This is a genomic window from Arthrobacter sp. SLBN-53 (assembly GCF_006715585.1).
GTDB lineage: Bacteria > Actinomycetota > Actinomycetes > Mycobacteriales > Mycobacteriaceae > Mycobacterium > Mycobacterium neoaurum_A.
In genome coordinates, this window is record NZ_VFNN01000001.1 from 5,037,189 (window position 1) to 5,058,927 (window position 21,739).

The following is a 21,739-nucleotide window of genomic DNA, read 5'->3' on the forward strand; positions in this document are numbered from 1 at the left end:
GCGGACTCGGGAGCGTCTATCTGGACGGCGCCACGCCTGTCGTAGATCGGGCAGAACCCGTGCATACGCTGTGGGTGCGCACGATGAGTGTGCACGAAGCGGAGCTCCTCGGCGCGGGGGTTCGTGCGCGAGTGCTGGTCGGCACGGACACGGGCGGGCCCGGCACGCTGGTGTTCCGTGGAGAGCTCGCAGTGGGAAGTGGAGTACTGGCGATCGGAGATGCACGCAGCCCGGATCGTCAGCTTCTGTTTGGTGCGCCGGCCACACTGCATGTCAGCGTTTTCACTGAGAACTGCTTGGGCACAGTCCATTTTACTCATCCGCCGGAGGACTATCCGGTATCTGGCCCATCCGACGTAGTTGTTCTCATTGCGGACAATCCTGGCTTCAATCACGCGGTGTGCAACACGACGTTCGGGCGTTCGTGGTTTCGGCTACTGCCGAAGCATCTCTCCTCGCGACGCCCTCGCGCTCGACCGAGCGCTGCGCCCGGTCACGACAACGCACTATCGGGGCGTCGACCCGTCCGGGGTGGGTGCCATGGTGGGCGGCGGGGGTGAGATCCGCTCGGCCGGCGTTCAGGCTGTCCGTGGGCATGCCAAAGCATCGGCTTTCCTTTATTCGTCGACGGCATCACGGCGCGCAACGGCGGACGAAACCTGGCCTGCGCGTGCCGAGCGCAGAGTGGTCGCAGACAACTCGCCTGACGAACACCCTGTCCGAGCCCGACACCCAGAATCTCTGCCACGCCGATCAGGGCGACGGCGAAGGACCGGGAACCGCGATGTCGCATGACGTGGAAAAGCAGCAACCCCAACGGATCTCGGTCGACACCGCACCGGTTGGGAACGGGCTGGTGATCCGGGTGGCCGGTGTGGTGGACGTGCTGACCGCGCAGACCTTGGTCGAGCACCTCGACCGGGCGCTGGCCACCGCGCCGTCGACATTGATCATCGATCTCACCGAAGTCGGGTTCTTGGCGGCAGCAGGCATCGGGGCCGTGGTGCATGCGCACCGTATCGCCGGTCACGCCTGCAGTGTCGCAGTGGTGGCCGACAGCTACGTCGTACGTCGGCCGATCACCTTGACGAACACCGACCGGGAAGTGGCCCTCTGCGCGTCGATGCGGGATGCGCTCACGTTGCTTGACAGAACAGTCGATTAGCTCAGTCGGGCGGTCCATATGGGCGATCGGCTCGGGGGAGGTGTCGTCGTTGATCTGGTGGCTTGTTGCCGCGTCGCCGCGTGTACGGATTCTGTTCAACGCAGGGTGGGCGTTGCTGTGGTCGCTTGGATATGGCGCGGCAACCCTCGTGCCGCTCGGGGTGCACGGCGTGGGTTGGTGGCTGTCGATTGTCGGGGTCTCGGTGCTTGTCGCCGTTGCCGTCGCGGTATTGACCGCATGGTCCTCGAGTCGGTTCGGCGCGAGCACCGAGGCGGTGCTCGGCTCGTTGAATGCCGATCAGCGCCGCCAGGTTGCCAGGGTGTGGAGACGCGGACCGGTGCCGGCCGATCCGGTGGTGCTGACCGCCGCACTACGGCTGCACGACATTGTTGAATCGTCCCGCCAAGCAACCCGGCGGTCGCGGATCGTCGCGGGGTCCCTGATAGGCGCCGGGGTGGTGATGATTCTCGTTGGCGCGGCGCTGAGCAAATTCCGAACCCTTCCGGGCTCAGGACCGGTGCTCGTGGCGCTCGCGGTGGTTGCCGTTGTGCTCGGCGCGAGTGCTCTCGGGGCGCGTCGGCGGCGGCCGCGGTTGGCGCATTTGCGTGCGGTGGCGCAGTCCGATCCTGAGGTGGCTGCAGCTGTTGCGCAGGCCGATCCGGCTCCGGTGACCAGGGCCCAGCGTCTGCGCTGGGCTATCGCAGTCTTTGCCCTCGTCGGAGTGTGGACCAGCATGCTTAAAATCGGTGTCTGGATGAGCCCGCACCGCGCGGGTTGCCGCGCAGTCACCGCCGTCGTAGGCGAGGTCTACCACAACCGCTACGTTCTGTTGCGAGCCGACGCGGTCAAAGCTGGCGGCCCGGCACTGTCTCAGTTCCAGGAACTCTCAGATTCCCTGCGCCGCAAAGCGGATGGTGACTATGACGCCGACACCGCGCTACACCTGGACAGGATCGCTGTCCTGGCCGTGCAGGCCGTGGGCGTCGTCGAGCGGGCCCGTCAGCCCGAGAATGCGACTTCCCCGGATGCGCTCGCGGACAATCGGCACGCCTACCTCGTCCTGCTCGATGCGCTCATGGACGAGGAGGAAGCAGCCCAGGAGCAGTGCCGACGCTGACAACGAAGCAGGGGGAGTGTCGCCGGCCTGGTTAGCTGCTACTCGGGTGTCGGTCGGGCGATCTTGCAGCCTGGGTGGAGGTGGTGGTATCGGGAATGCCGGCTTTCTTGGCGGTCCGATCGGCGAGGTCCAGTAGTCGTCGAATACGTCCTGCGACAGCATCTTTGGTCATGGGTGGATCGGCGCGGCGGCCCAGTTCACTCAAAGCGAGGTCCGGATTGGCCAGGCGAAGCGCTGCGGTGGCTGTGAGATGCGCGGGTGCGGTGTCGCCGAGGATCTGCATCGCGCGCCGTACCCGTGCAGTGGACTCGGCGGCCGCTTCGGCCGCCCGCCGGGTGTTCGCCGACTCCAACGTGGGGCTTCGTCCGATTCCGTTCCGAGAGTGATTATGGTGGTGGCGATTTGCCCATAGGGCACTTGTTTCGGGAGCGCCGATTCGCGCCAGCAGCGTGGTGACGGCGTCGTCGTTACGCAGGACGACGCAGTCACGGCCGCGGATTTCACGTCGCTGCGCGGTGATCCCCAGGCGGCGTGCGACACCGGCCAGTGCTATCGCCGCTTCCGGGCCGGGGCTGTAGACGGTGAGTCCCCGGCGATGTCCGGTCGACGCCAGGTGACCGGTGGCGAGAATCGCACCGCGCCAGCCAGCTTCCAACTCCTCGCGGGCGCCAGCGACGATCCATGGAGGTATCCCGCTGACCGGTCGACCGCGGTGGTCGATCAGTCCGGTCTGCCGGGCGAGGTTCTCGGCGTGAATGACGCGCAGACGATAGCGATCGGCGCTGCCTGTGCTGGGGTGCACCCTGTTCAGCGTCGGTGCGGCGCCACACAGGTGAAAGATGTTGCTACGTAGGCGTTGGGCAGTGGGGAAGTGATCGAGCTCTGCATCGAGGACGATCGTGTTTCCAATGATGGCCAGCCCGCCGGCGAGCCGTAGCATCACCGCAACTTCGGCCCTGCGGGCCTTGGCCGTTCCTGGCGCAGCGGAGCCGAGCTCGTCCTTGACCAGGGTCACCGGTTGCCTTGGGGTCGACACGTCGTCGGAATAGCCCTGATGGCCAGGTTGATTCGCGGTGTGGGCAGCAGCCAGTCGCGCAGTCCGGGATTCCACCGTGCCGCCGGGGGCCGGTCCTCGGGAGACCATGGGCTGCGTCATCAGCTGCAATCCTTTCGGCTCGATCCGGTTGGTGGAACGGCTCGGGTGAAGACGGATCCACCGGCTATACAGGGGCCGCTGCGTGGCTTGAAAGGCCGTGGAGCTTTCTGATCTGGTGTGTCCATCGTGCTGTCGCGAGCAGCTCACCACCCGTGGACGGGTTCACTTTACATGGTGGTTGACATGTCAGTCAGTTATATGCGACTGTGGCGTTGCGCACGTGCTGAACTGGTCTGCGGGGGTACCGGGCCGTGTGTGGCAACGGGGGTTGTGCGTGTTGGCCAGTAGTCGCGCTGCGACATCGGTTGAAGGCAAGAGCGGTACAAAGCGGCCTGGGCGATGAGGTGGCGAATCGGAACCCGTTGTCGCGGTGGGCGTGCCCGTAAATGCGCATCGGCGCGCGCGATGACTGGGGCCGCCGCTGAGCCCAGCGAGCGCGGGTGGTCCAACGGGCCAGAAGGTACTGGCGTCGGCCGCAGCGTCGCGGCTTTTGCTGTCTGTTGTGGCGTGAGCGCAGTACCTGTTGCCGAGGGGTACGTCGGCCTTGCCGTACCGTATGAAAGGTGACTGTAAGGGAGCGCTCCGGTTGGAAAGCGCAGGTTATAGTTGGCTTTGCGTCGACACTGGTGTTTGCTCTACTCGTGTTCGTCAACTCGTTGCCGACCATTTCTCTCGCCGAGGACGGGACGTACAAAGTCGATGACTGCTCCGACTGCCGGCCTGTGCCCGGTACGTGGCAGACCTACGGCGGAGTCGAGACGCGCTGTGTATGGATGGTTCGCACGGAGGAGAAGGACGTTGTTGACCACGGCGAGTTCGCTCCGGGTGAGAGGGGACGTGTAGTGCTCCAAAAAGGTGAGTACCTCACGACAGTTGGTTGTGAGCCCTGGGTGTTGGTCGGCTGATCGGTCAGCTCGGCATTGTTGCGTGTTGACGTGTGGGCCCGCCGTTGCCGGAGTTTCTTTCCTGCGGTGGGTGAACCGTGTGGCCGGCTGTTCGGCGCGGCCGTTCAATTCAGGCGCAGGTATGTCTGTCCGCGCGGGGACAGCCGATAGCCGGTGCCCAGACTGATGGTCAGCCCGAGCCCTTTCAGCTGTCTGACCCTGCGCTTGACCCGCGCTGTGTCGGTACCGACCCGGGCGGCCAGATCCGGTGCCCGGACACCTTCGTTGTCGCCGATCAGATGCCGGCCTTGACCCGCGGGCGGTCCCACTTGCGCAGCACCAGGGTGATGGCGCCGGCCGCGATACCGTCGGCCGTGGCACGATCGAGCAACACATCTCGATGCTATGACGACCGGCATGTCGAATCGGCGGGTCCGCGGCGGGGCTTTCTAGGATCGGCCGCGTGACTGATCGATACGGCTCCGACATCCTGTCTCGAAACCCGCACACGCCTAAGCGCGTTCGCTCCGTCGAACACCCGGCCGAGCGTGGTCTGGTGGTCGAGGACCCGTCCAGCGGTTTCGTCGGCGCGGTGGTGCGTATCGAGAACAACCGGGTCGACCTGGAGGACCGCAACGGCCGGGTCCGCTCCTTCCCGCTGGGCCCCGGCTTCCTCGTCGAGGGCAAGCCGGTCATTCTGACGGTGCCCAAGCGTGCCCCCGCCGCGCCGGCCCGCACCGCATCCGGGTCGGTGGCGGTCGCCGGTGCGAAGGCGCGTGTCGCCCTGGCCAGCCGGATCTACGTCGAGGGCCGCCACGACGCCGAGCTAGTCGAACAGGTGTGGGGTGCGGATCTGCGCATCGAGGGTGTCGTCGTCGAATACCTGGGCGGTGTGGACGATCTGGCCGGGATCGTGGCCGAGTTCCAACCGGGGCCCGGGCGCAAGCTCGGCGTGCTCGTCGACCACCTGGTGGCGGGCTCCAAGGAATCGCGGATCGCCGCCGAGGCGATGCGCGCCAGCTCAGGTGACCATGTGCTGGTGGTCGGGCACCCGTACATCGACATCTGGCAGGCGGTCAAACCCGAGCGGCTCGGCCTCAAGCAGTGGCCGGTGATCCCGCGCGGTATCGACTGGAAACACGGCATCTGTGAGGCGCTGGGCTGGCCGCATGCCACCCAGGCCGATATCGCCGGCGCCTGGCAGCGCATCCGCGGCCGCGTCCGGGACTGGAACGATCTGGAACCGGCGCTGATCGGGCGGGTCGAGGAGCTGATCGACTTCGTGACCGCTTAGCGTTGAGGGGTGGCCGACAGTCTGTTCGACATGCCCGGAGATCCCCCTCCGGGTGACGCGCTGCCGACCGCCGCCAGTCCGCTCGCCGTCCGGATGCGTCCGGCCACCCTCGATGACGTGGTGGGCCAACAACACCTGCTCAAGCCGGGATCGCCGCTGCGCCGCCTGGTGGAGGGTTCCGGTGCGGCCAGCGTCATCCTCTATGGCCCGCCCGGTACCGGCAAGACCACGCTGGCTTCGCTGATCTCCGGTGCCACCGGCCGTCGGTTCGAGGCACTGTCGGCGCTGTCGGCCGGGGTCAAAGAGGTGCGCGCGGTCATCGAGGAGGCCCGTCGCGCCGCGATCCGCGGACAGCAGACGGTGCTGTTCATCGATGAGGTGCACCGGTTCTCCAAGACCCAACAGGACGCTCTGTTGGCGGCGGTCGAGAACCGGGTGGTGTTGCTGGTGGCGGCGACCACCGAGAACCCGTCCTTCTCCGTGGTGGCCCCGCTGTTGTCGCGATCGCTGATCCTGCAGCTGCAACCGCTGGGTGCCGACGATATCCGCGCCGTGCTGCAGCGCGCCGCCACCGACGAGCGGGGACTGGCGGGAAAGGTCGCGCTCGACGACGATGCACTGGAGCTGTTGGTGGCGCTGTCGGCCGGGGACGCCCGCCGCGCGTTGACGGCGCTGGAGGTGGCCAGCGAAACGGGTGAGCGGATCACCGTCGAGGTCATCGAGCAGTCGCTGGATCAGGCCGCGGTGCGCTACGACCGCGACGGTGACCAGCATTACGACGTAGTCAGTGCCTTCATCAAATCGGTGCGCGGCTCCGACGTCGACGCCGCCTTGCATTATCTGGCCCGGATGTTGACCGCGGGGGAGGACCCGCGCTTCATCGCCCGCCGGTTGATGATCCTGGCCAGTGAGGACATCGGGATGGCGGATCCCAGTGCGCTGCCGACCGCTGTCGCTGCGGCGCAGACCGTGCAGTTGATCGGGATGCCCGAGGCGCAGCTGAGCCTCGCGCACGCCACCGTGCACCTGGCCACCGCGCCGAAGTCGAATGCGGTGACCACGGCGCTGGGCGCGGCGATGGCCGATATCCGGGCGGGCAAGGCGGGGCTGGTGCCCGCGCATCTTCGGGACGGCCATTATGCGGGTGCCCAGAAGCTGGGCAACGCGGTGGGCTACAAATACGCCCATGACGCACCGGGTGGCGTTGCGTCACAACAATATCCGCCGGATGAACTGGTCGGAATCGACTACTACCGGCCCACCGGGTACGGCGCCGAACGCGAGATAGCGACCCGGTTGGAGAAGTTGCGCGCCATCATCCGAAGGAAACGCTGATGAAGACCCACCTGCTCGATCTGGACACCTCGCGTCGCCGCATCGTCGACCTCACCGACGAGGTCGCGCGGTTCTGCACGGGCAGGGGCGACGGACTGTGCAACGTCTTCGTCCCGCACGCCACCGCGGGCATCGCCGTCATCGAAACCGGGGCGGGCTCCGATGACGACCTGATCGACACCCTGGAACGTCTGCTGCCGCGCGACGACCGTTACCGGCACGCCCACGGTTCGCCCGGCCACGGCGCCGATCACGTGCTCCCCGGGCTGGTGTCACCGTCGGTCACGGTGCCGGTGGGTGACGGCACGCCGTTGCTGGGAACCTGGCAGAGCATCGTGCTCGTGGACCTGAACAGGGACAACCCGCGCCGATCGGTGCGGTTGAGCTTCGTGTCGGGCTGAGAACGGCGAACGGTACTGTGGTGCGGTCGTTGTATTCGCAGGTTGAACCAAAGGACAGCAGCACGTGCAGACACACGAGATCAGGAAACGCTTCCTCGATCACTTCGTGAAAGCGGGACATACCGAGGTGCCCAGCGCCTCGGTGATCCTCGACGATCCGAACCTGCTGTTCGTCAATGCCGGCATGGTGCAGTTCGTGCCCTTCTTCCTCGGCGCGCGTACCCCGCCGTACGAGCGGGCCACCAGCGTGCAGAAGTGCATTCGGACCCCGGATATCGAAGAAGTCGGTATCACCACCCGGCACAACACCTTCTTCCAGATGGCGGGCAACTTCAGCTTCGGCGATTACTTCAAGAAGGGCGCGATAGAGCTGGCCTGGACGTTGCTGACCAACCCCGTCTCCGAGGGTGGTTACGGCTTCGACCCGGAGCGCCTGTGGGCGACGGTCTACCTCGACGACGACGAGGCCATTCAACTCTGGCAGGAGGTCGCCGGGCTGCCGCTCGAGCGCATCCAGCGCCGCGGCATGGCCGATAACTACTGGTCGATGGGCATCCCCGGCCCCTGCGGCCCGTGCTCGGAGATCTACTACGACCGCGGACCCGAGTACGGCGTCGACGGCGGGCCGGAGGCCAACGAGGACCGCTACATCGAGATCTGGAATCTCGTGTTCATGCAGAACGAGCGTGGCGAGGGCACGTCCAAGGACGACTTCGAGATCCTCGGGCCGTTGCCACGCAAGAACATCGACACCGGCATGGGTGTCGAGCGCATCGCCTGTCTGCTGCAGGGCGTGGACAACGTCTACGAAACCGATCTGGTGCGACCCGTGATCGACAAGGTGGCCGAGTACGCGCCCCGGGGTTACGGCAAGGGCAATCACACCGACGATGTCCGCTATCGCATCATCGGCGATCACAGCCGCACCGCGGCCATCATCATCGGTGACGGCGTCAGCCCCGGCAACGAGGGCCGCGGTTATGTGCTGCGCCGTCTGCTGCGCCGGATCATCCGCGCCGCGAAACTGCTCGGGGTGGAACAGCCCATCATGAGCGAGCTGATGGTCACCGTGCGTGACGAGATGGGACCGTCCTACCCGGAGCTCGTCACCGACTTCGACCGCATCCACCGCATCGCGGTCGCCGAGGAGACAGCGTTCAACCGGACGTTGGCGTCGGGATCGCGATTGTTCGACGATGCCGCCGAGGCGACCCGCAGCGCCGGGAAGTCCACACTCTCGGGCGTCGACGCCTTCACGCTTCACGACACCTACGGCTTCCCGATCGAGCTCACCCTCGAAATGGCCGCCGAAGCGGGCCTCAGTGTGGACGAGGAGGGTTTCCGTGGCCTGATGGCCGAGCAGCGGCAGCGGGCCAAGGCCGACGCCGCCGCCCGCAAGCAGGCCCATACCGACCTGTCTGCCTACCGCGACCTTGTCGACGGTGGCCCCACCGAGTTCACCGGATTCGACGAGCTCGCCACGCAGGCAACCATTCTCGGCATCTTCGTGGATGGCACCCGGGTCCCTGTGGTCAGCCACGGCGGCGCGGACGGCACCGTCGAGCTGATCCTGGATCGGACCCCGTTCTACGCCGAATCCGGCGGCCAGATCGCCGACGAGGGCACCATCGCCGGCACCGGATCGTCGGAGACCGCCAAGGCGACCGTCACCGATGTGCAGAAGATCGCGAAAACTTTGTGGGCGCATCGGGTCCGGGTCGAATCCGGTGAGTTCGTCGAGGGCGACACGATCATTGCCGAGGTGGATCCGACGTGGCGCCACGGTGCCACCCAGGGACACTCCGGCACCCACATGGTCCATGCGGCGCTTCGGGAGGTGTTGGGCCCCAACGCTGTACAGGCGGGTTCACTGAACCGGCCGGGCTACCTGCGATTCGACTTCAACTGGCAGGGAGCACTGTCGGAGGCCCAGCGCACCCAGATCGAAGAGGTTGCCAACGAGGCCGTGCAGGCCGACTACGCGGTCAACACCTTCAATACCGGACTCGATCAGGCCAAGGCGATGGGCGCGATGGCGCTGTTCGGGGAGAACTACCCCGACGAGGTTCGGGTCGTCGAGATCGGCGGCCCGTTCTCGCTGGAGCTGTGCGGCGGAACGCACGTGCGCAGCTCGGCGCAGATCGGTCCGGTGACACTGCTCGGCGAATCCTCGGTGGGCTCGGGCGTGCGACGCGTCGAGGCATACGTGGGCCTGGAATCCTTCCGGCACCTGTCCAAGGAACGCGCACTCATGGCCGGGCTGGCCTCGTCGCTGAAGGTGCCGTCCGAGGAGGTTCCGGCCCGAGTGGCCAACCTCGTCGAGCGACTGCGCGCCGCCGAGAAGGAGCTCGACAAGGTGCGCCTTGCCAACGCCCGGGCGGCCGCGGCAAACGCCGCGGCAGGCGCCGAGACGGTCGGTAAGGTCCGTCTGGTGGCGCAGCGGATGGCGGGCGGGGTCTCGGCCGCCGACCTGCGCAGTCTGGTCGGCGACATCAAGGGCAAACTGGGCACCGAGCCCGGTGTGGTCGCCCTGATCGCCGAGGGGGAGGGCGACAGCGTGCCGTTCGTCGTGGCGGTGAACGCGGGCGCCCAGGACCTCGGTCTGAAGGCGGGCGACCTGGTCAAGGTGCTTGGCGGTCCGGTCAATGGCCGCGGGGGTGGGAAGGCCGATCTGGCCCAGGGTTCCGGTAAGGGGGCGGCGGGTATCGACGCGGCGTTGGCCGCGCTACGCGCAGAGATCTCCCGGAGCTAGCCGGTGCCACTGGACGTCGACCGCAGCCCCGACCGGCCCGGCCCCGATGACCCGGGACGCGGTCGGCGGCTCGGGGTCGATGTCGGCACCGTGCGTATCGGCGTGGCCAGCAGTGATCCCGACGGGATCTTGGCCACTCCGCTGGAGACGGTCAAACGGGAACGCACCGGACGACACCTTCGCCGGTTGGTGGCGCTGGTCCAGGAGAACGGTGTCGTCGAGGTGATCGTCGGGTTGCCGCGCACACTGGCCGACCGCTCCGGCTCGTCGGCCCAGGACGCCGTCGAGATGGCCGACAAGCTGGCCGAGCTGATCGCGCCGGTACCGGTGCGGCTGGCTGACGAACGACTGACCACGGTGAGTGCACAGCGGGCGCTCCGGGATGCCGGAGTGCGCGCCAAGAACCAGCGGGCCATGGTCGATCAGGTTGCGGCAGTGGGGATTCTGCAGACCTGGTTGGACCAGCGCCGGTCCGCATTAAGGGTGGCCGATGAGTGACCAGTGGGATTCGCAATGGAATACCGACCGCCATGAGCCGATCGCCGTGGGACCACCGCGGCGCCGGATGAATCGCGCCGAGCGCGCGCGGGCGCGGCGGTTGGCCCGACGCAGGCGCACCTACACGATTTTTGCGGTGGTGACGCTCGTGGTGGTCGTCGTCGGCGCGGTGTTCGTCGGTTCGCGACTGTGGCACAACATGTTCGGAAACAGCGGTGACTTCGCCGGCGGCGGTGTCGACGATGTCGTCATCGAGGTGCACAGCGGAGACACCACCACGGCCATCGGTCAGACCCTGCAGCAGCACAATGTGGTGTCTTCGTCGAAGACGTTCGTCGAAGCGGCCGCGTCCAACCCGGCGATCGCTGCGATCCAGCCCGGGTTCTACAAGGTCCGCACCGAGATCCCGGCGGCCAACGCCGTCGAACGCCTCGCCGATCCGGCCAATCGTGTCGGCCAGCTCGTCATCCCCGAAGGTCGCCAGCTCGACGATGTCGCCGACGTCAAGACCGATGCGGTGACAGATGGCATCCTGTCGCTCATCTCGCAGGCCTCGTGCGTCGATCTCAACGGCACCCGCGAGTGCGTCTCCGCCGAGGACCTCAAAAACGCCGCAGCCAGCGCCGACCCTGCGGCGCTCGCCGTCCCGCCGTGGGCGAACCCCGGCCTGGAGGCCATGGGCGACGATCATCGCCGGTTGGAGGGCCTGATTGCCGCGGGGAGCTGGAACGTCGACCCGTCGGGATCACCGGAGAGCATTCTGGCCGGACTGATCGGATCCAGCACGGCGATGTACGAGGCCAACGGCCTGCTCGACGCGGCGACCACCGCCAACATCACCCCCTACCAGGTGCTCGTGGTGGCATCGCTGGTGCAGCGCGAATCCAAGCCGCAGGACTTCTCCAAGGTCGCCAGGGTGATCTACAACCGGCTCGCCGAGAACCGGAAGCTGGAGTTCGACTCCACGGTCAACTATTCGTTGGACCGCACCGAGGTGGCCACCACCGATGCCGACCGGGCGCGCGTGACGCCGTGGAACACCTACGCCTCGCTGGGACTGCCCAAGACGCCGATCTGCTCCCCGGGGGCACCGGCGGTGGTTGCCGCGGAGAATCCGGCGATCGGGGACTGGCTGTACTTCGTCACCATCGATCTGCAGGGCACCACCAACTTCACCCGCGATTACGACGAGCACCTGGCCAATATCGAGATCGCCAGGCGTAACGGTGTGCTCGACAGTGCCCGATAGGCGGCCCGCCGCCGCGGTGCGCGATGGGCGGCCCGCCGCCGCGCCCGATGGGCCAGATGTCCGACGCGCCGCGGTGCTGGGTTCGCCGATCTCGCATTCGCGCTCACCAGATATCCATCTGGCGGCCTACCGGGCGCTGGGTCTGACGTCGTGGACCTACGACCGCATCGAATGCACGGCCGAACAACTGCCGGGACTGGTCGCCGGGCTCGGCCCCGAATGGGTCGGCCTGTCGGTCACCAAACCCGGTAAGTTCGCCGCACTGGCCACCGCCACCGAGCGCACCGAGCGCGCCGCGCTGGTCGGCTCGGCCAACACGCTGGTGCGCACCGACACCGGGTGGCGTGCCGACAACACCGATATCGACGGTGTCGTCGGCGCATTGGCCGACCATGTCGATGCCCCACAACGCGCGGCGGTGTTGGGTTCCGGTGGCACCGCGCCGGCCGCGGTCGCCGCGCTGGTGAGTCTCGGTGTGCGGCATATCGCCGTGTTGGCCCGCGATCAGGCCAAGGCTGCCGAACCGGTCGCCATCGGACGCCAACTCGGTGCCGATACCGAGTGGGTCGAACTGGGCCGGCCGGTCGCCGAGCTCGACGTCGCGGTGAACACGCTGCCCGCCGAGGTCGCCGCGAGATACGCCGACACGATCGCGACGGTGCCGGTGTTGCTCGACGCCATCTACGACCCGTGGCCCACGCCGTTGGCCGACGCCGTGGGCACCGCCGGGGGCCGGGTGGTCAGCGGACTGCAGATGCTGTTGCATCAGGCCGTCGCACAGGTCGAGCAGTTCACCGGCATGACCGCTCCGCAAGAGGTGATGAGAGCAGCCCTCGAACGGCCCTAGCCTCGACATATGGGGTGGGCCGCGGTGGGCGTGTGGTTGACCGCGCTGACCGTCTACGACCTGCGGCAACGCCGGCTGCCCAACGTGTTGACGTTGCCCGGCGCGCTGGTGGTGCTGTGCGCGGCGGCATACTGCGACCGAGGCATGCCCGCGCTCGCCGGCGCGGCCGCGCTGTTCGGGCTCTATCTGGTCATCCACCTCGCCGTACCCGGCCACCTCGGTGCCGGCGACGTCAAGCTCGCGCTCGGCCTCGGAGCACTGACAGGCGCCTTCGGCATCGATGTGTGGGCACTGGCCGCCCTGGCCGCTCCGCTGCTCACCGCGACCTGGGCGCTGACCGCCCGATTGTTCGGCCGTACAGATCCGCTCGCGCACGGGCCGGCCATGTGTGTCGCGAGCGCGGTGACCGTGGTGTTGGCGGTCGGCTGGATTTAGCGGCTCGGCCGCTGGGTTGGATTGAGCGGCTCGGCCGCTGGGCTGGATTGAGCGGCTCGGCCGCTGGGCTGGATTGAGCGGCTCGGCCGCTGGGTTGGATTGAGCGGCTCGGCCGCTGGGCTGGATTGAGCGGCTCGGCCGCTGGGCTGGATTGAGCGGCTCGGCCGCTGGGCTGGATTGAGCGGCTCGGCCGCTGTGGGACAATGGCACCCGTGTTGCGATGGACTACCGCAGGTGAATCCCATGGTCGCGCCCTGGTGGCGATGGTCGAGGGGATGGTTGCCGGGCTGGCGGTGACCTCCGAGGATATCGCCGCCCAGCTGCAGCGCCGTCGCCTCGGGTACGGTCGCGGCGCCCGGATGAAATTCGAGAAGGACCAGGTCACCCTGCTGGCCGGTGTGCGGCACGGCCTCACCCTCGGCGGACCCATCGCCGTCGAGATCGGCAACACCGAATGGCCGAAGTGGGAGACCGTGATGGCCGCCGACCCGGTGTCGGCCGAACAACTCGACAGCGACGCTGCCCGTAACGCGCCGCTGACCCGGCCGCGCCCCGGCCACGCCGATTACGCCGGGATGCTCAAGTACGGCTTCGACGACGCTCGCCCGGTGCTGGAACGGGCCAGTGCCCGCGAAACCGCGGCGCGTGTCGCCGCGGGCACCATCGCCCGGGCCTTCCTGCAGCAGGCACTCGGCGTCGAGGTGGTCTCGCATGTCATCTCCATCGGCGCCTCGGCGCCCTACGACGGCCCGCCGCCGCAGCCGCAGGACCTGGCCGCCATCGACGACAGCCCGGTCCGCGCCTTCGACAAGGACGCCGAGGCCGCCATGATCACCGAGATCGAAGCCGCCAAGAAGGACGGTGACACCCTCGGCGGCGTCGTCGAGGTCGTGGTCAGCGGTCTGCCCGTCGGATTGGGTTCGTTCACCAGCGGCGACAACCGCCTCGACAGCCAGTTGGCCGCCGCCGTCATGGGCATCCAGGCGATCAAGGGTGTCGAGATCGGCGACGGTTTCGAGACCGCCCGGCGCCGGGGCAGTGTTGCCCATGACGAGATCTACCCCGGGCCCGACGGCATCGTCCGGTCCACCAACCGGGCCGGCGGCCTGGAAGGCGGCATGACTAACGGGCAGCCCCTGCGGGTGCGGGCCGCCATGAAGCCGATCTCCACCGTGCCGCGCGCCCTGGCGACCGTCGATATGGCCACCGGCGACGAGGCCGTCGCGATCCACCAGCGCTCCGATGTGTGTGCCGTGCCGGCCGCAGGTGTGGTCGTCGAGACCATGGTGGCGCTCGTGCTGGCGCGCGCGGCCCTGGAGAAGTTCGGTGGTGACTCGCTGACCGAGACCAAGGCCAATGTGGACAGCTACCTGGCCGCGATCGCACAGCGCTCGGCCGGTCTGGAGCGCAGCGACTCGGGGAAAAACTCAGCGGCGCGGGCGGGATAAGCATGGCGCCCAAGGCTGTTCTGGTGGGAATGCCGGGCTCCGGCAAATCCACCATCGGACGGCGGCTGGCCAAGGCGCTGGGAGTTCCCCTACTGGACACCGACGTTGCCATCGTCGAGACCACCGGCCGCAGCATCGCCGACATCTTCACCGATGGTGAGCCTGCGTTTCGCGCCATCGAAGCCGACGTGGTGCGCAAGGCGTTGGCCGAACATGACGGTGTGGTGTCGCTCGGTGGTGGCGCGGTGACCACCCCGGCGGTGCGTGACGCGCTGGCCGGACATACCGTGATCTATCTGGAAATCAGCGCCGCAGAAGGGATTCGGCGTACCACCGGAAGCGCACGCCCGCTGCTGGCTGGGGAAGACCCCGCCGCGAAGTATCGGGCCCTCATGGACGCCCGGGTGCCGCTTTTTCGCGAGGTGGCCACCATGCGGGTCAACACCAACCGGCGCAATCCCGGCGCCGTGGTGCGCCATATCGTCACGCGCCTGCAAGGCTGCGGTCCGTCCCGGCCGCGCCGCCGACGCCGCCCAGCCTGGCGGCGACTCCCGACCGTTCTCAACCCGGCACCGACCACCGAGGCCCCGCCCACTCCGGCGGCGCTGGCCAAACGAGCAGAGGCACGCAATGAGTGAACCCGTGACCGATCCCGTCACCGTCGAAGTGCAGGTAGCACGGCCCTACCCGGTCATCATCGGCACCGGCCTGCTCGAGGATCTGGGCCGCACCCTGACCGGCCGGCACAAGGTCGCGATCCTGTACCAGCCGACGCTGGCGCAGACCGCAGAGGCGGTGCGTGAGCACCTGGCCGGCCTCGGCATCGACGCGCACCGCATCGAGATCCCCGACGCCGAGGCCGGCAAGGAATTGCCGGTCGTCGGTTTCATCTGGGAAGTGTTGGGCCGCATCGGAATCGGACGCAAGGACGCCGTCGTCAGCCTCGGCGGGGGAGCCGCCACCGATGTGGCCGGCTTCGCCGCTGCCACCTGGTTGCGCGGCGTCGACATCGTGCACGTGCCGACCACACTGCTCGGTATGGTCGACGCCGCCGTCGGCGGTAAGACCGGAATCAACACCGATGCCGGTAAGAATCTGGTCGGCGCGTTCCACCAGCCGCTGGCGGTGCTCGTCGATCTGGCGACGCTGCAGTCGCTTCCGCGCAACGAGATCATCGCAGGCATGGCCGAGATCGTGAAGGCCGGCTTCATCTCCGACCCGGTGATCCTCGACCTCATCGAGGCCGATCCGCAGGCCGCGCTGGATCCGGCCGGCACGGTGTTGCCGGAGCTGATCCGTCGTGCCATCGCCGTCAAGGCCGAGGTGGTGGCCGCCGACGAGAAAGAGTCGGCGCTGCGCGAAATCCTGAACTACGGGCACACGTTGGCGCACGCCATCGAACGGCGCGAGCGCTACAAGTGGCGCCACGGTGCCGCGGTCTCGGTGGGCCTGGTGTTCGCTGCTGAGCTCGGTCGCCTGGCCGGCCGACTCGATGATGACACCGCGGACCGGCACGCCCGGGTGCTGACATCGCTGGGGCTTCCGGTCAGCTACGACGCCGACGCGCTACCGCAGCTGCTGGAGTACATGGCAGGCGACAAGAAGAACCGGTCCGGGGTGTTGCGTTTCGTCGTGCTCGACGGATTGGCCAAGCCCGGCCGCCTCGAGGGACCGGACCCGACCCTGCTGGCTGCGGCCTACTCCGTGGTCGGTACGCGGTAGTCAGCTCTTGGCCGGCTCTTCGGGGCCGGGCTGGACCGCGGCGAAGACATCGGTGTCGGCGCGGTCCTCGTCGCCCTCACGGCGCCGGACGAACGGCGGAGCCTTCCGATCGACTCGCCAACGGCCGATGGTCACCGCGACCACGCCTGCCACGAACACCAGCAGCGCGGTGAACGCAGCGAACGAGGTCAGCTCGCTGAGCAGGCCGCCGGTGTAGAGCGCGGGGTAGAACAACCCGATGAACCAGCACACCAGGTCGCCCAGCAGCCCGGCGATCAGGCCGGCGACCAACCACACCATCGCCAGATCCTGGCGGCGGTCCGGGTCGCTCTGCGCGCGGGCGTCGGCGCGACCGTCGGCGTAGGCCCACAGCAGTACCGGAACGGCCAGGAACAAACCCAGCGTCGGGCTGATCCACCCGGCCTGCGTCGGGAAGGAATCCACCAGGACTCCTTGGATCAGACGCAGCACCACCACGACCGCGGCGAACACGAGTCCGCGCAGCAACCACTTGCTCATGAGGGCACAGCCTAGCGAGTAGCGTCATCGACCGTGACGATATCTGCACGCAGAGACCGGTTGCGGCAGCGGCTGGCGGCCGCCGACCTGGATGCAATGTTGGTAACGGACCTGGTCAACGTGCGTTATCTGTCCGGATTCACCGGTTCCAATGCTGCGCTTCTGGTGTTCGCTGAACGGGACACGCCGGTCTTGGCAACCGACGGTCGTTATGTAACGCAAGCCGCCGCCCAGGCGCCCGACGCCGACGTGGTCATCGAGCGGGCGGTGGGCCCCGCCCTGGCCGCTCGGGCCGTCGACGTGGTGCGCCGGCTGGGTTACGAGAGCCATGTGGTGACCGTCGACGGGTTCACGTCGTTGGAGCGCGCCGGAACCGGCGTCGAGTTCGTGCGGGCCGCCGGGATGGTCGAGCGGCTGCGCGAGGTCAAGGATGCCGGCGAGATCGCGATCCTGCGACTGGCCTGCGAGGCGGCCGACGCAGCACTGCACGATCTGGTGGCCAGCGGCGGCCTGCGTCCCGGCCGCACGGAGAAAGAGGTCCGGCGCGACCTCGAGTCGCTGATGCTCGATCATGGTGCCGACGGTGTCTCTTTCGAGACCATCGTGGCGACCGGATCGAACTCTGCCATCCCGCACCATCGGCCCACCGACGCGGTGCTGGCCGCCGGGGATTTCGTCAAGATCGACTTCGGTGCGCTGGTGGCGGGCTATCACTCCGATATGACGCGCACATTCGTGTTGGGCAGCGCCGCGGACTGGCAGCGCGAGCTCTACGCATTGGTGGCGACCGCGCAGGCGGCCGGCCGGGCTGCCGTGGTGCCAGGGGCGGAGCTGGCCGCGGTGGACGCCGCAGCGCGTGAGGTGATCGCCGATGCCGGCCACGCCGAGCACTTCGGGCACGGGCTCGGACACGGGGTCGGACTCCAGATACACGAAGCGCCGGGAATCAGTGCCTCGGCCGTCGGTACACTGCTTGCTGGCGCTGCGGTCACCGTGGAGCCCGGCGTCTACCTGCCCGGCCGGGGCGGTGTCCGAATCGAGGACACCCTGGTCGTCGGCAGCGAGGACGCACCCGAACCCGAATTGCTCACCCGGTTCTCCAAGGAACTGGCTGTCATCACCTGATCTAGGAGCTGTACACACGTGGCATCAACCGCCGACTTCAAGAATGGTCTCGTCCTGCAGATCGAGGGACAGCTGTGGCAGATCACCGAGTTCCAGCACGTCAAGCCCGGTAAAGGCCCGGCCTTCGTACGTACCAAGCTCAAGAACATCCTGTCGGGCAAGGTCGTGGACAAGACGTTCAACGCCGGTGTGAAGGTCGAGACGGCCACCGTCGACCGCCGGGACGCCACCTACCTGTACCGCGATGGTTCCGACTTCGTCTTCATGGACTCCGAGGACTACGAGCAGAACCCGCTGTCCGAAGCCCTGGTGGGCCGCCTTGCCGACTTCCTGCTGGAGGGCATGGCCGTGCAGATCGCGTTCCACGACGGTGCACCGCTGTACCTGGAGCTGCCGGTGACGGTGGAGCTCGTCGTCACCCACACCGAGCCGGGCCTACAGGGTGATCGCTCCAACGCCGGCACCAAGCCCGCGACCGTGGAGACCGGCGCCGAGCTGCAGGTTCCGCTGTTCATCAACACCGGTGACAAGCTGAAGGTCGACTCGCGTGACGGTTCGTACCTCGGCCGGGTCAATGGCTGAAGGCCGGACGAATGGTTGACCGTAAGGGTGACCGCGGTCGGCATCAGGCCCGCAAACGCGCTGTCGATCTGATCTTCGAGGCGGAGGCCCGCGGTATCACCGCCGCGGAGGCGGCCGATTCTCGCAACGCGCTGTCGCACACCCAGGCCGATATCTCGCCGCTGAACCCGTACACCGTGACGGTGACGCGCGGTGTCACCGAGCATGCCGCGCATGTCGACGATCTGATCTCCTCGCACCTGCAGGGGTGGACGCTGGACCGGCTGCCCGCGGTCGACCGGGCGATTCTGAGGGTCGCGGTGTGGGAATTGCTGCACGCCGAGGACGTACCCGAGCCGGTGGCCGTCGACGAGGCGGTCGAGCTGGCCAAGGAACTGTCCACCGACGATTCCCCGGGCTTCGTCAACGGCGTGCTCGGACAGGTCATGCTGGTGACCCCGCAGATCCGGGCCGCCGCTGCCGCACTGCGGCCGTCGGACGGCGCGGAGTAGGACAGTGCCGCAGGACTGGGCGCCGTACACGAGCCTGCAGGACGCGGCGTCGGTGTATCTGCGCGATCCCGATCTTGCGCTGGAGCAGTTGCGATCGGTCGTCGAGTTCCCCGGCATCGCGGCGTTCATCATGTCGCGCGGGGAGTCCGAGGAGCACTGGGGTACCGCGGTGTGGCAGGAGGTGGTGGCCACCGATGGGTTGCGTCTCATCCTGTGGCGCGCCGACGACGAGTTCGATGACGACCGGCGACAGTTGACCTCGTCGGTGCGCACCATTCTGCTCTCGACGATCAGCGACCACATCCTGAGCACCCAGTTCGAGGTGCTCTCCGACGGCACCCGGCGACTGGCCGAGGTTCGGCTGCGGATGTACACCCAGTTGGTGACCAGGGCCCGGCGCACATCGGCCACCGACAGCGATCTGTACTGCGAGTCCTTCCGCTATACGAAGACCGTCGACAGCGGGGGACTGGCGCAGATGGAGCGGCTGCTGCAGTTCGGCCGGGTGTTGTCGCGCTCGCTCTGAGTGCCCCGATTCAGTGCGCGGAGCCGGCCGCGCGTCCGATGACGTCGGCGAGTGCGCGGACTCCCTCGGCTAATTGGGCGGGGCTCGCGGCGCCGTAGGAGAGCCGGAGAAACGGTGCGGGCGGTTCGTTGACGAAGAAATGGCGTCCGTCGCCGACGAGTACTCCGTCGGCATACGCGGCGGCGGTCAGTACCCGGGTGTCGATGCCGTGCGGCAGCCTCACCCAAAGATGAATGCCCCCTTGCGGAATGGTGCCGATGCGGACGTCGGGCAGCGTGGTCCCGATGGCCGCGATCAACGCATCGCGTCGCGTCGCGAGTTCGGTGCGCAGGCGCTTGAGGTGGCGGGGCCAACCGGTCGACGTCAACAGGCTGTGCCCGATCTCCTGGATGAGCGGCGCCACACATATGTCGTCGGCGGTTCGCGCGGCTCGTAATCGTTCGCCGGCGGGTCCGCGCGCGATCACGGCGCCCAGCCGAAGAGCGGGAGAGGCGGATTTCGCCAGAGTCAGGATCGTGACGACGTGCCCGTGCGGATCCGCGGTGAACAGCGGCGGTGGTGGGTGCGCGTCGATGCCCAGATGTCTGGCCCAGTCGTCCTCCAGCAGAAATGCTCCGTACTTGGCCGCGATATCGAGAATCTGGGTCCGGCGTTGCGCACTGAGCACCGCTCCGGTCGGATTGGCGTAGCTGGGCTGTATGTAGACCAGGCGCGCCCTGGTTCGCTCGAGTTCCTCGGCGAGGCGTTCGACGACGATCCCCTCGGCATCGGCGGGCACCGATGCCACCTTCAGTCCCGCGCTCTGTGCGGCCAGAATTGCTCCGGGATAGCTGGGACTCTCGGTGATGACCGTGGCGCCGGGCTCGGCAAGGGTGCGCATGGCGAACACCAGGCCCTGCTGGCCGCCCGACACCACCAGCACATCGTTCGGGTCGGCGCGGTACTCGGCCGCTATGACCCGCCGAAGTTCCGGTAAGCCGGCGACCGGCGTGATCGCGTGGGAGCGAGAGCTCTTCGCCGATCGACTGGCGATGCGATGCAACTCGGCGGTCGGGGACAGTTCCGGCGCGAGGTACCCCCAGGACAAGGGAAGATGATCGGCCGTACCGTATCCGCCCAACCTGGCGGCGCGGTCGGCATCGACCCGTGCCGGGCCGAGAGCTTGCGTCTGCCAGGAGTAATCCGGTTCGGCGAGCCGCTGTCGTCCGGTGACGAAGGTGCCGCGCCCTGGTTCTGCGCGGATCAACCCCAGCGCGCTGAGCTCGGATAGCGCGGCCGAAACCGTTGCGGCACTTGCGTGATACTCACCGGAGAGTGCTCTGACTCCCGGCAGCTTGGTACCCGCGGGCAGGGCGGCGATACGGCCGAGCAGGGTGGTTGATATCTCTGATGCTCTGTTATCGTTATTCATGAGAATACTAGATAACGTTACTCCCTTTGTGAGCAGAGCGTTACTCAATCGCCCCGTTGCGACATTCCGCTCCGTCCGGACCTTCCTGTCAATCGCGATCAGCCGCTCGCCGTAGTGGCTGATCGGTGGCATTCCGGAGTCGAAAGGGGCTGCGAGTCAACACATCGAGCGGAGTAGAACCCGCGTGGCGCCGAACGGGCGCGCCGAACCAAATATCGAAAACACGATTCACATGGGAAAGAACATGGCTGACACAACCGCACCTGTTATCCGCACGCTCGAGGCCGCCGACGAGACTCGATGGCGTTCGCTGTTCCGCGCGTACCGGGAGTTCTACAAACTCGAGGAATCGGAGGAGATCGTCTCTCGTGGCTGGGGTTGGCTGATGGATCCACGCCACGAGTGCAAGGCGATCGTCGCCACGGTCGCCGGCGAACTGGTCGGCTTTGCGCACCACCGCCGGTTCTCCTCGCCGTACACCGGCTCGACGGGGATCTTCTTGGACGACCTTTTCACCGATCCCGTGGTGCGCGGAAAAGGTGTGGGACGAGCGCTCATCGGTCGGCTCACCGAGATGGCGGCAGCCGAGGGACGGTCGGTGGTCCAATGGGTGACCGCTGCGGACAATGTGCAAGCCCAGGCGCTCTATGACACGTTGGCCACGCGGACGGCGTGGGTCACCTACGAGGCTGCACCCGCGGCCAAGTAGTCGACGCCGGGCCCGGCCCACGTCTATCGGGTCGGGCCCGTGTCGCGCTTTCGTCAAAGTCGCTCGCTGACAG

Annotated in this window: 22 protein-coding genes; 19 read left to right on the forward strand and 3 right to left on the reverse strand. The window is 67.5% G+C overall.

The features are described from left to right. Positions 1–670: 670 nt before the first annotated feature. Together FBY28_RS24265 and FBY28_RS24270 are read left to right on the forward strand one after the other, a co-directional pair. Positions 671–1,165, forward strand: coding sequence for an STAS domain-containing protein (locus tag FBY28_RS24265; protein ID WP_216847928.1), 495 nt, complete (start codon positions 671–673; stop codon positions 1,163–1,165). 40 nt (positions 1,166–1,205) lie between these two features. After that, entirely contained in the window at positions 1,206–2,282 is a 1,077-nt protein-coding gene (locus tag FBY28_RS24270; protein WP_141869726.1) for a hypothetical protein, read from the forward strand. A 31-nt stretch (positions 2,283–2,313) separates the two neighbouring features. On the opposite strand, the gene whiA is transcribed toward FBY28_RS24270, so the two are convergent. After that, positions 2,314–3,588, reverse strand: coding sequence for a DNA-binding protein WhiA (gene whiA / locus FBY28_RS24275; RefSeq protein ID WP_216847929.1), 1,275 nt, complete (start codon positions 3,586–3,588; stop codon positions 2,314–2,316). Between the two features lie 491 nt (positions 3,589–4,079). Between whiA and FBY28_RS26500 the strand changes: the two genes are divergently transcribed. The 12 genes from FBY28_RS26500 to aroB all read left to right on the forward strand — a co-directional run bounded on the left by FBY28_RS26500 (position 4,080) and on the right by aroB (position 16,303). Beyond that, a complete protein-coding gene (locus FBY28_RS26500) occupies positions 4,080–4,343 on the forward strand; it encodes an Rv1352/Rv1906c domain-containing protein (RefSeq protein ID WP_524912048.1) in 264 nt (87 codons plus the stop codon). Positions 4,344–4,785: 442 nt separating this feature from the next. Further along, positions 4,786–5,616 (forward strand): DUF3097 domain-containing protein, encoded by an 831-nt coding sequence (locus tag FBY28_RS24285; protein ID WP_141869727.1) that lies wholly within the window; start codon positions 4,786–4,788, stop codon positions 5,614–5,616. 30 nt (positions 5,617–5,646) lie between these two features. Continuing rightward, a complete protein-coding gene (locus tag FBY28_RS24290) occupies positions 5,647–6,951 on the forward strand; it encodes a replication-associated recombination protein A (RefSeq protein ID WP_174241895.1) in 1,305 nt (434 codons plus the stop codon). Then, positions 6,951–7,352 (forward strand): secondary thiamine-phosphate synthase enzyme YjbQ, encoded by a 402-nt coding sequence (locus FBY28_RS24295; protein ID WP_141869729.1) that lies wholly within the window; start codon positions 6,951–6,953, stop codon positions 7,350–7,352. The genes FBY28_RS24290 and FBY28_RS24295 overlap by 1 nt, the downstream gene beginning before the upstream one ends. 64 nt (positions 7,353–7,416) lie before the next feature. Next, complete coding sequence (alaS, locus tag FBY28_RS24300; protein ID WP_141869730.1) at positions 7,417–10,104, forward strand: alanine--tRNA ligase; 2,688 nt, start codon at positions 7,417–7,419, stop codon at positions 10,102–10,104. A 3-nt stretch (positions 10,105–10,107) separates the two neighbouring features. Further along, the gene (gene ruvX / locus FBY28_RS24305) at positions 10,108–10,602 is read left to right on the forward strand and encodes a Holliday junction resolvase RuvX (RefSeq protein WP_174241734.1); all 495 of its coding nucleotides are present in this window, start codon (positions 10,108–10,110) and stop codon (positions 10,600–10,602) included. After that, positions 10,595–11,851 carry an endolytic transglycosylase MltG gene (locus tag FBY28_RS24310; protein ID WP_141869731.1) on the forward strand — a complete coding sequence of 419 codons (1,257 nt, stop codon included), beginning with the start codon at positions 10,595–10,597 and terminating at the stop codon, positions 11,849–11,851. Before ruvX ends, FBY28_RS24310 begins: the two co-directional genes overlap by 8 nt. After that, positions 11,841–12,698, forward strand: a complete 858-nt coding sequence (locus FBY28_RS24315; RefSeq protein WP_286178454.1) for a shikimate dehydrogenase — start codon at positions 11,841–11,843, stop codon at positions 12,696–12,698. The genes FBY28_RS24310 and FBY28_RS24315 overlap by 11 nt, the downstream gene beginning before the upstream one ends. Before the next feature lie 9 nt (positions 12,699–12,707). Next, entirely contained in the window at positions 12,708–13,133 is a 426-nt protein-coding gene (locus FBY28_RS24320) for a prepilin peptidase (protein ID WP_141869732.1), read from the forward strand. A gap of 212 nt (positions 13,134–13,345) precedes the next feature. Next, positions 13,346–14,581: a chorismate synthase gene (gene aroC / locus FBY28_RS24325; protein ID WP_141869733.1), complete on the forward strand. Its 1,236-nt coding sequence runs from the start codon at positions 13,346–13,348 to the stop codon at positions 14,579–14,581. Between the two features lie 2 nt (positions 14,582–14,583). After that, a complete protein-coding gene (locus FBY28_RS24330) occupies positions 14,584–15,219 on the forward strand; it encodes a shikimate kinase (protein WP_141869734.1) in 636 nt (211 codons plus the stop codon). Next, positions 15,212–16,303, forward strand: a complete 1,092-nt coding sequence (gene aroB / locus FBY28_RS24335; protein WP_141869735.1) for a 3-dehydroquinate synthase — start codon at positions 15,212–15,214, stop codon at positions 16,301–16,303. The genes FBY28_RS24330 and aroB overlap by 8 nt, the downstream gene beginning before the upstream one ends. Here the strand turns inward: aroB and FBY28_RS24340 are convergent, their stop codons facing one another. Continuing rightward, on the reverse strand, positions 16,304–16,822 hold the full coding sequence (locus FBY28_RS24340; protein WP_141869736.1) for a B-4DMT family transporter: 519 nt from the start codon (positions 16,820–16,822) through the stop codon (positions 16,304–16,306). Between the two features lie 33 nt (positions 16,823–16,855). Here FBY28_RS24340 and FBY28_RS24345 point away from each other — a divergent pair, with 33 nt between their 5' ends. The 4 genes from FBY28_RS24345 to FBY28_RS24360 are packed head-to-tail and all read left to right on the forward strand — an operon-like array spanning position 16,856 to position 19,546. Continuing rightward, positions 16,856–17,947, forward strand: coding sequence for a M24 family metallopeptidase (locus FBY28_RS24345; RefSeq protein ID WP_141869737.1), 1,092 nt, complete (start codon positions 16,856–16,858; stop codon positions 17,945–17,947). Positions 17,948–17,965: 18 nt separating this feature from the next. Beyond that, positions 17,966–18,529, forward strand: a complete 564-nt coding sequence (efp, locus tag FBY28_RS24350; protein ID WP_141869738.1) for an elongation factor P — start codon at positions 17,966–17,968, stop codon at positions 18,527–18,529. A gap of 11 nt (positions 18,530–18,540) precedes the next feature. After that, complete coding sequence (nusB, locus tag FBY28_RS24355) at positions 18,541–19,020, forward strand: transcription antitermination factor NusB (protein WP_030135246.1); 480 nt, start codon at positions 18,541–18,543, stop codon at positions 19,018–19,020. A gap of 4 nt (positions 19,021–19,024) precedes the next feature. Then, positions 19,025–19,546 carry a hypothetical protein gene (locus FBY28_RS24360; RefSeq protein ID WP_141869739.1) on the forward strand — a complete coding sequence of 174 codons (522 nt, stop codon included), beginning with the start codon at positions 19,025–19,027 and terminating at the stop codon, positions 19,544–19,546. A gap of 10 nt (positions 19,547–19,556) precedes the next feature. Here FBY28_RS24360 and FBY28_RS24365 read toward each other — a convergent pair whose 3' ends face one another. Then, on the reverse strand, positions 19,557–20,957 hold the full coding sequence (locus FBY28_RS24365) for an aminotransferase-like domain-containing protein (RefSeq protein WP_141869740.1): 1,401 nt from the start codon (positions 20,955–20,957) through the stop codon (positions 19,557–19,559). Positions 20,958–21,201: 244 nt separating this feature from the next. On the opposite strand from FBY28_RS24365, the gene FBY28_RS24370 reads away from it, so the two are divergent. Beyond that, a complete protein-coding gene (locus tag FBY28_RS24370) occupies positions 21,202–21,666 on the forward strand; it encodes a GNAT family N-acetyltransferase (RefSeq protein WP_141869741.1) in 465 nt (154 codons plus the stop codon). The last annotated feature ends 73 nt before the right edge of the window (positions 21,667–21,739 follow it).

Bases quoted from the DNA above. Each gene is read 5' to 3' on its own strand.
- FBY28_RS24295 (WP_141869729.1), top strand. From the start codon at position 6,951: ATGAAGACCCACCTGCTCGATCTGGACACCTCGCGTCGCCGCATCGTC.
- FBY28_RS24340 (WP_141869736.1), bottom strand. From the start codon at position 16,822: ATGAGCAAGTGGTTGCTGCGCGGACTCGTGTTCGCCGCGGTCGTGGTG.
- FBY28_RS24310 (WP_141869731.1), top strand. From the start codon at position 10,595: ATGAGTGACCAGTGGGATTCGCAATGGAATACCGACCGCCATGAGCCG.
- aroB (WP_141869735.1), top strand. From the start codon at position 15,212: ATGAGTGAACCCGTGACCGATCCCGTCACCGTCGAAGTGCAGGTAGCA.
- nusB (WP_030135246.1), top strand. From the start codon at position 18,541: ATGGTTGACCGTAAGGGTGACCGCGGTCGGCATCAGGCCCGCAAACGC.
- FBY28_RS24365 (WP_141869740.1), bottom strand. From the start codon at position 20,957: ATGAATAACGATAACAGAGCATCAGAGATATCAACCACCCTGCTCGGC.
- FBY28_RS24320 (WP_141869732.1), top strand. From the start codon at position 12,708: ATGGGGTGGGCCGCGGTGGGCGTGTGGTTGACCGCGCTGACCGTCTAC.
- FBY28_RS24330 (WP_141869734.1), top strand. From the start codon at position 14,584: ATGGCGCCCAAGGCTGTTCTGGTGGGAATGCCGGGCTCCGGCAAATCC.
- FBY28_RS24370 (WP_141869741.1), top strand. From the start codon at position 21,202: ATGGCTGACACAACCGCACCTGTTATCCGCACGCTCGAGGCCGCCGAC.
- FBY28_RS24290 (WP_174241895.1), top strand. From the start codon at position 5,647: ATGCCCGGAGATCCCCCTCCGGGTGACGCGCTGCCGACCGCCGCCAGT.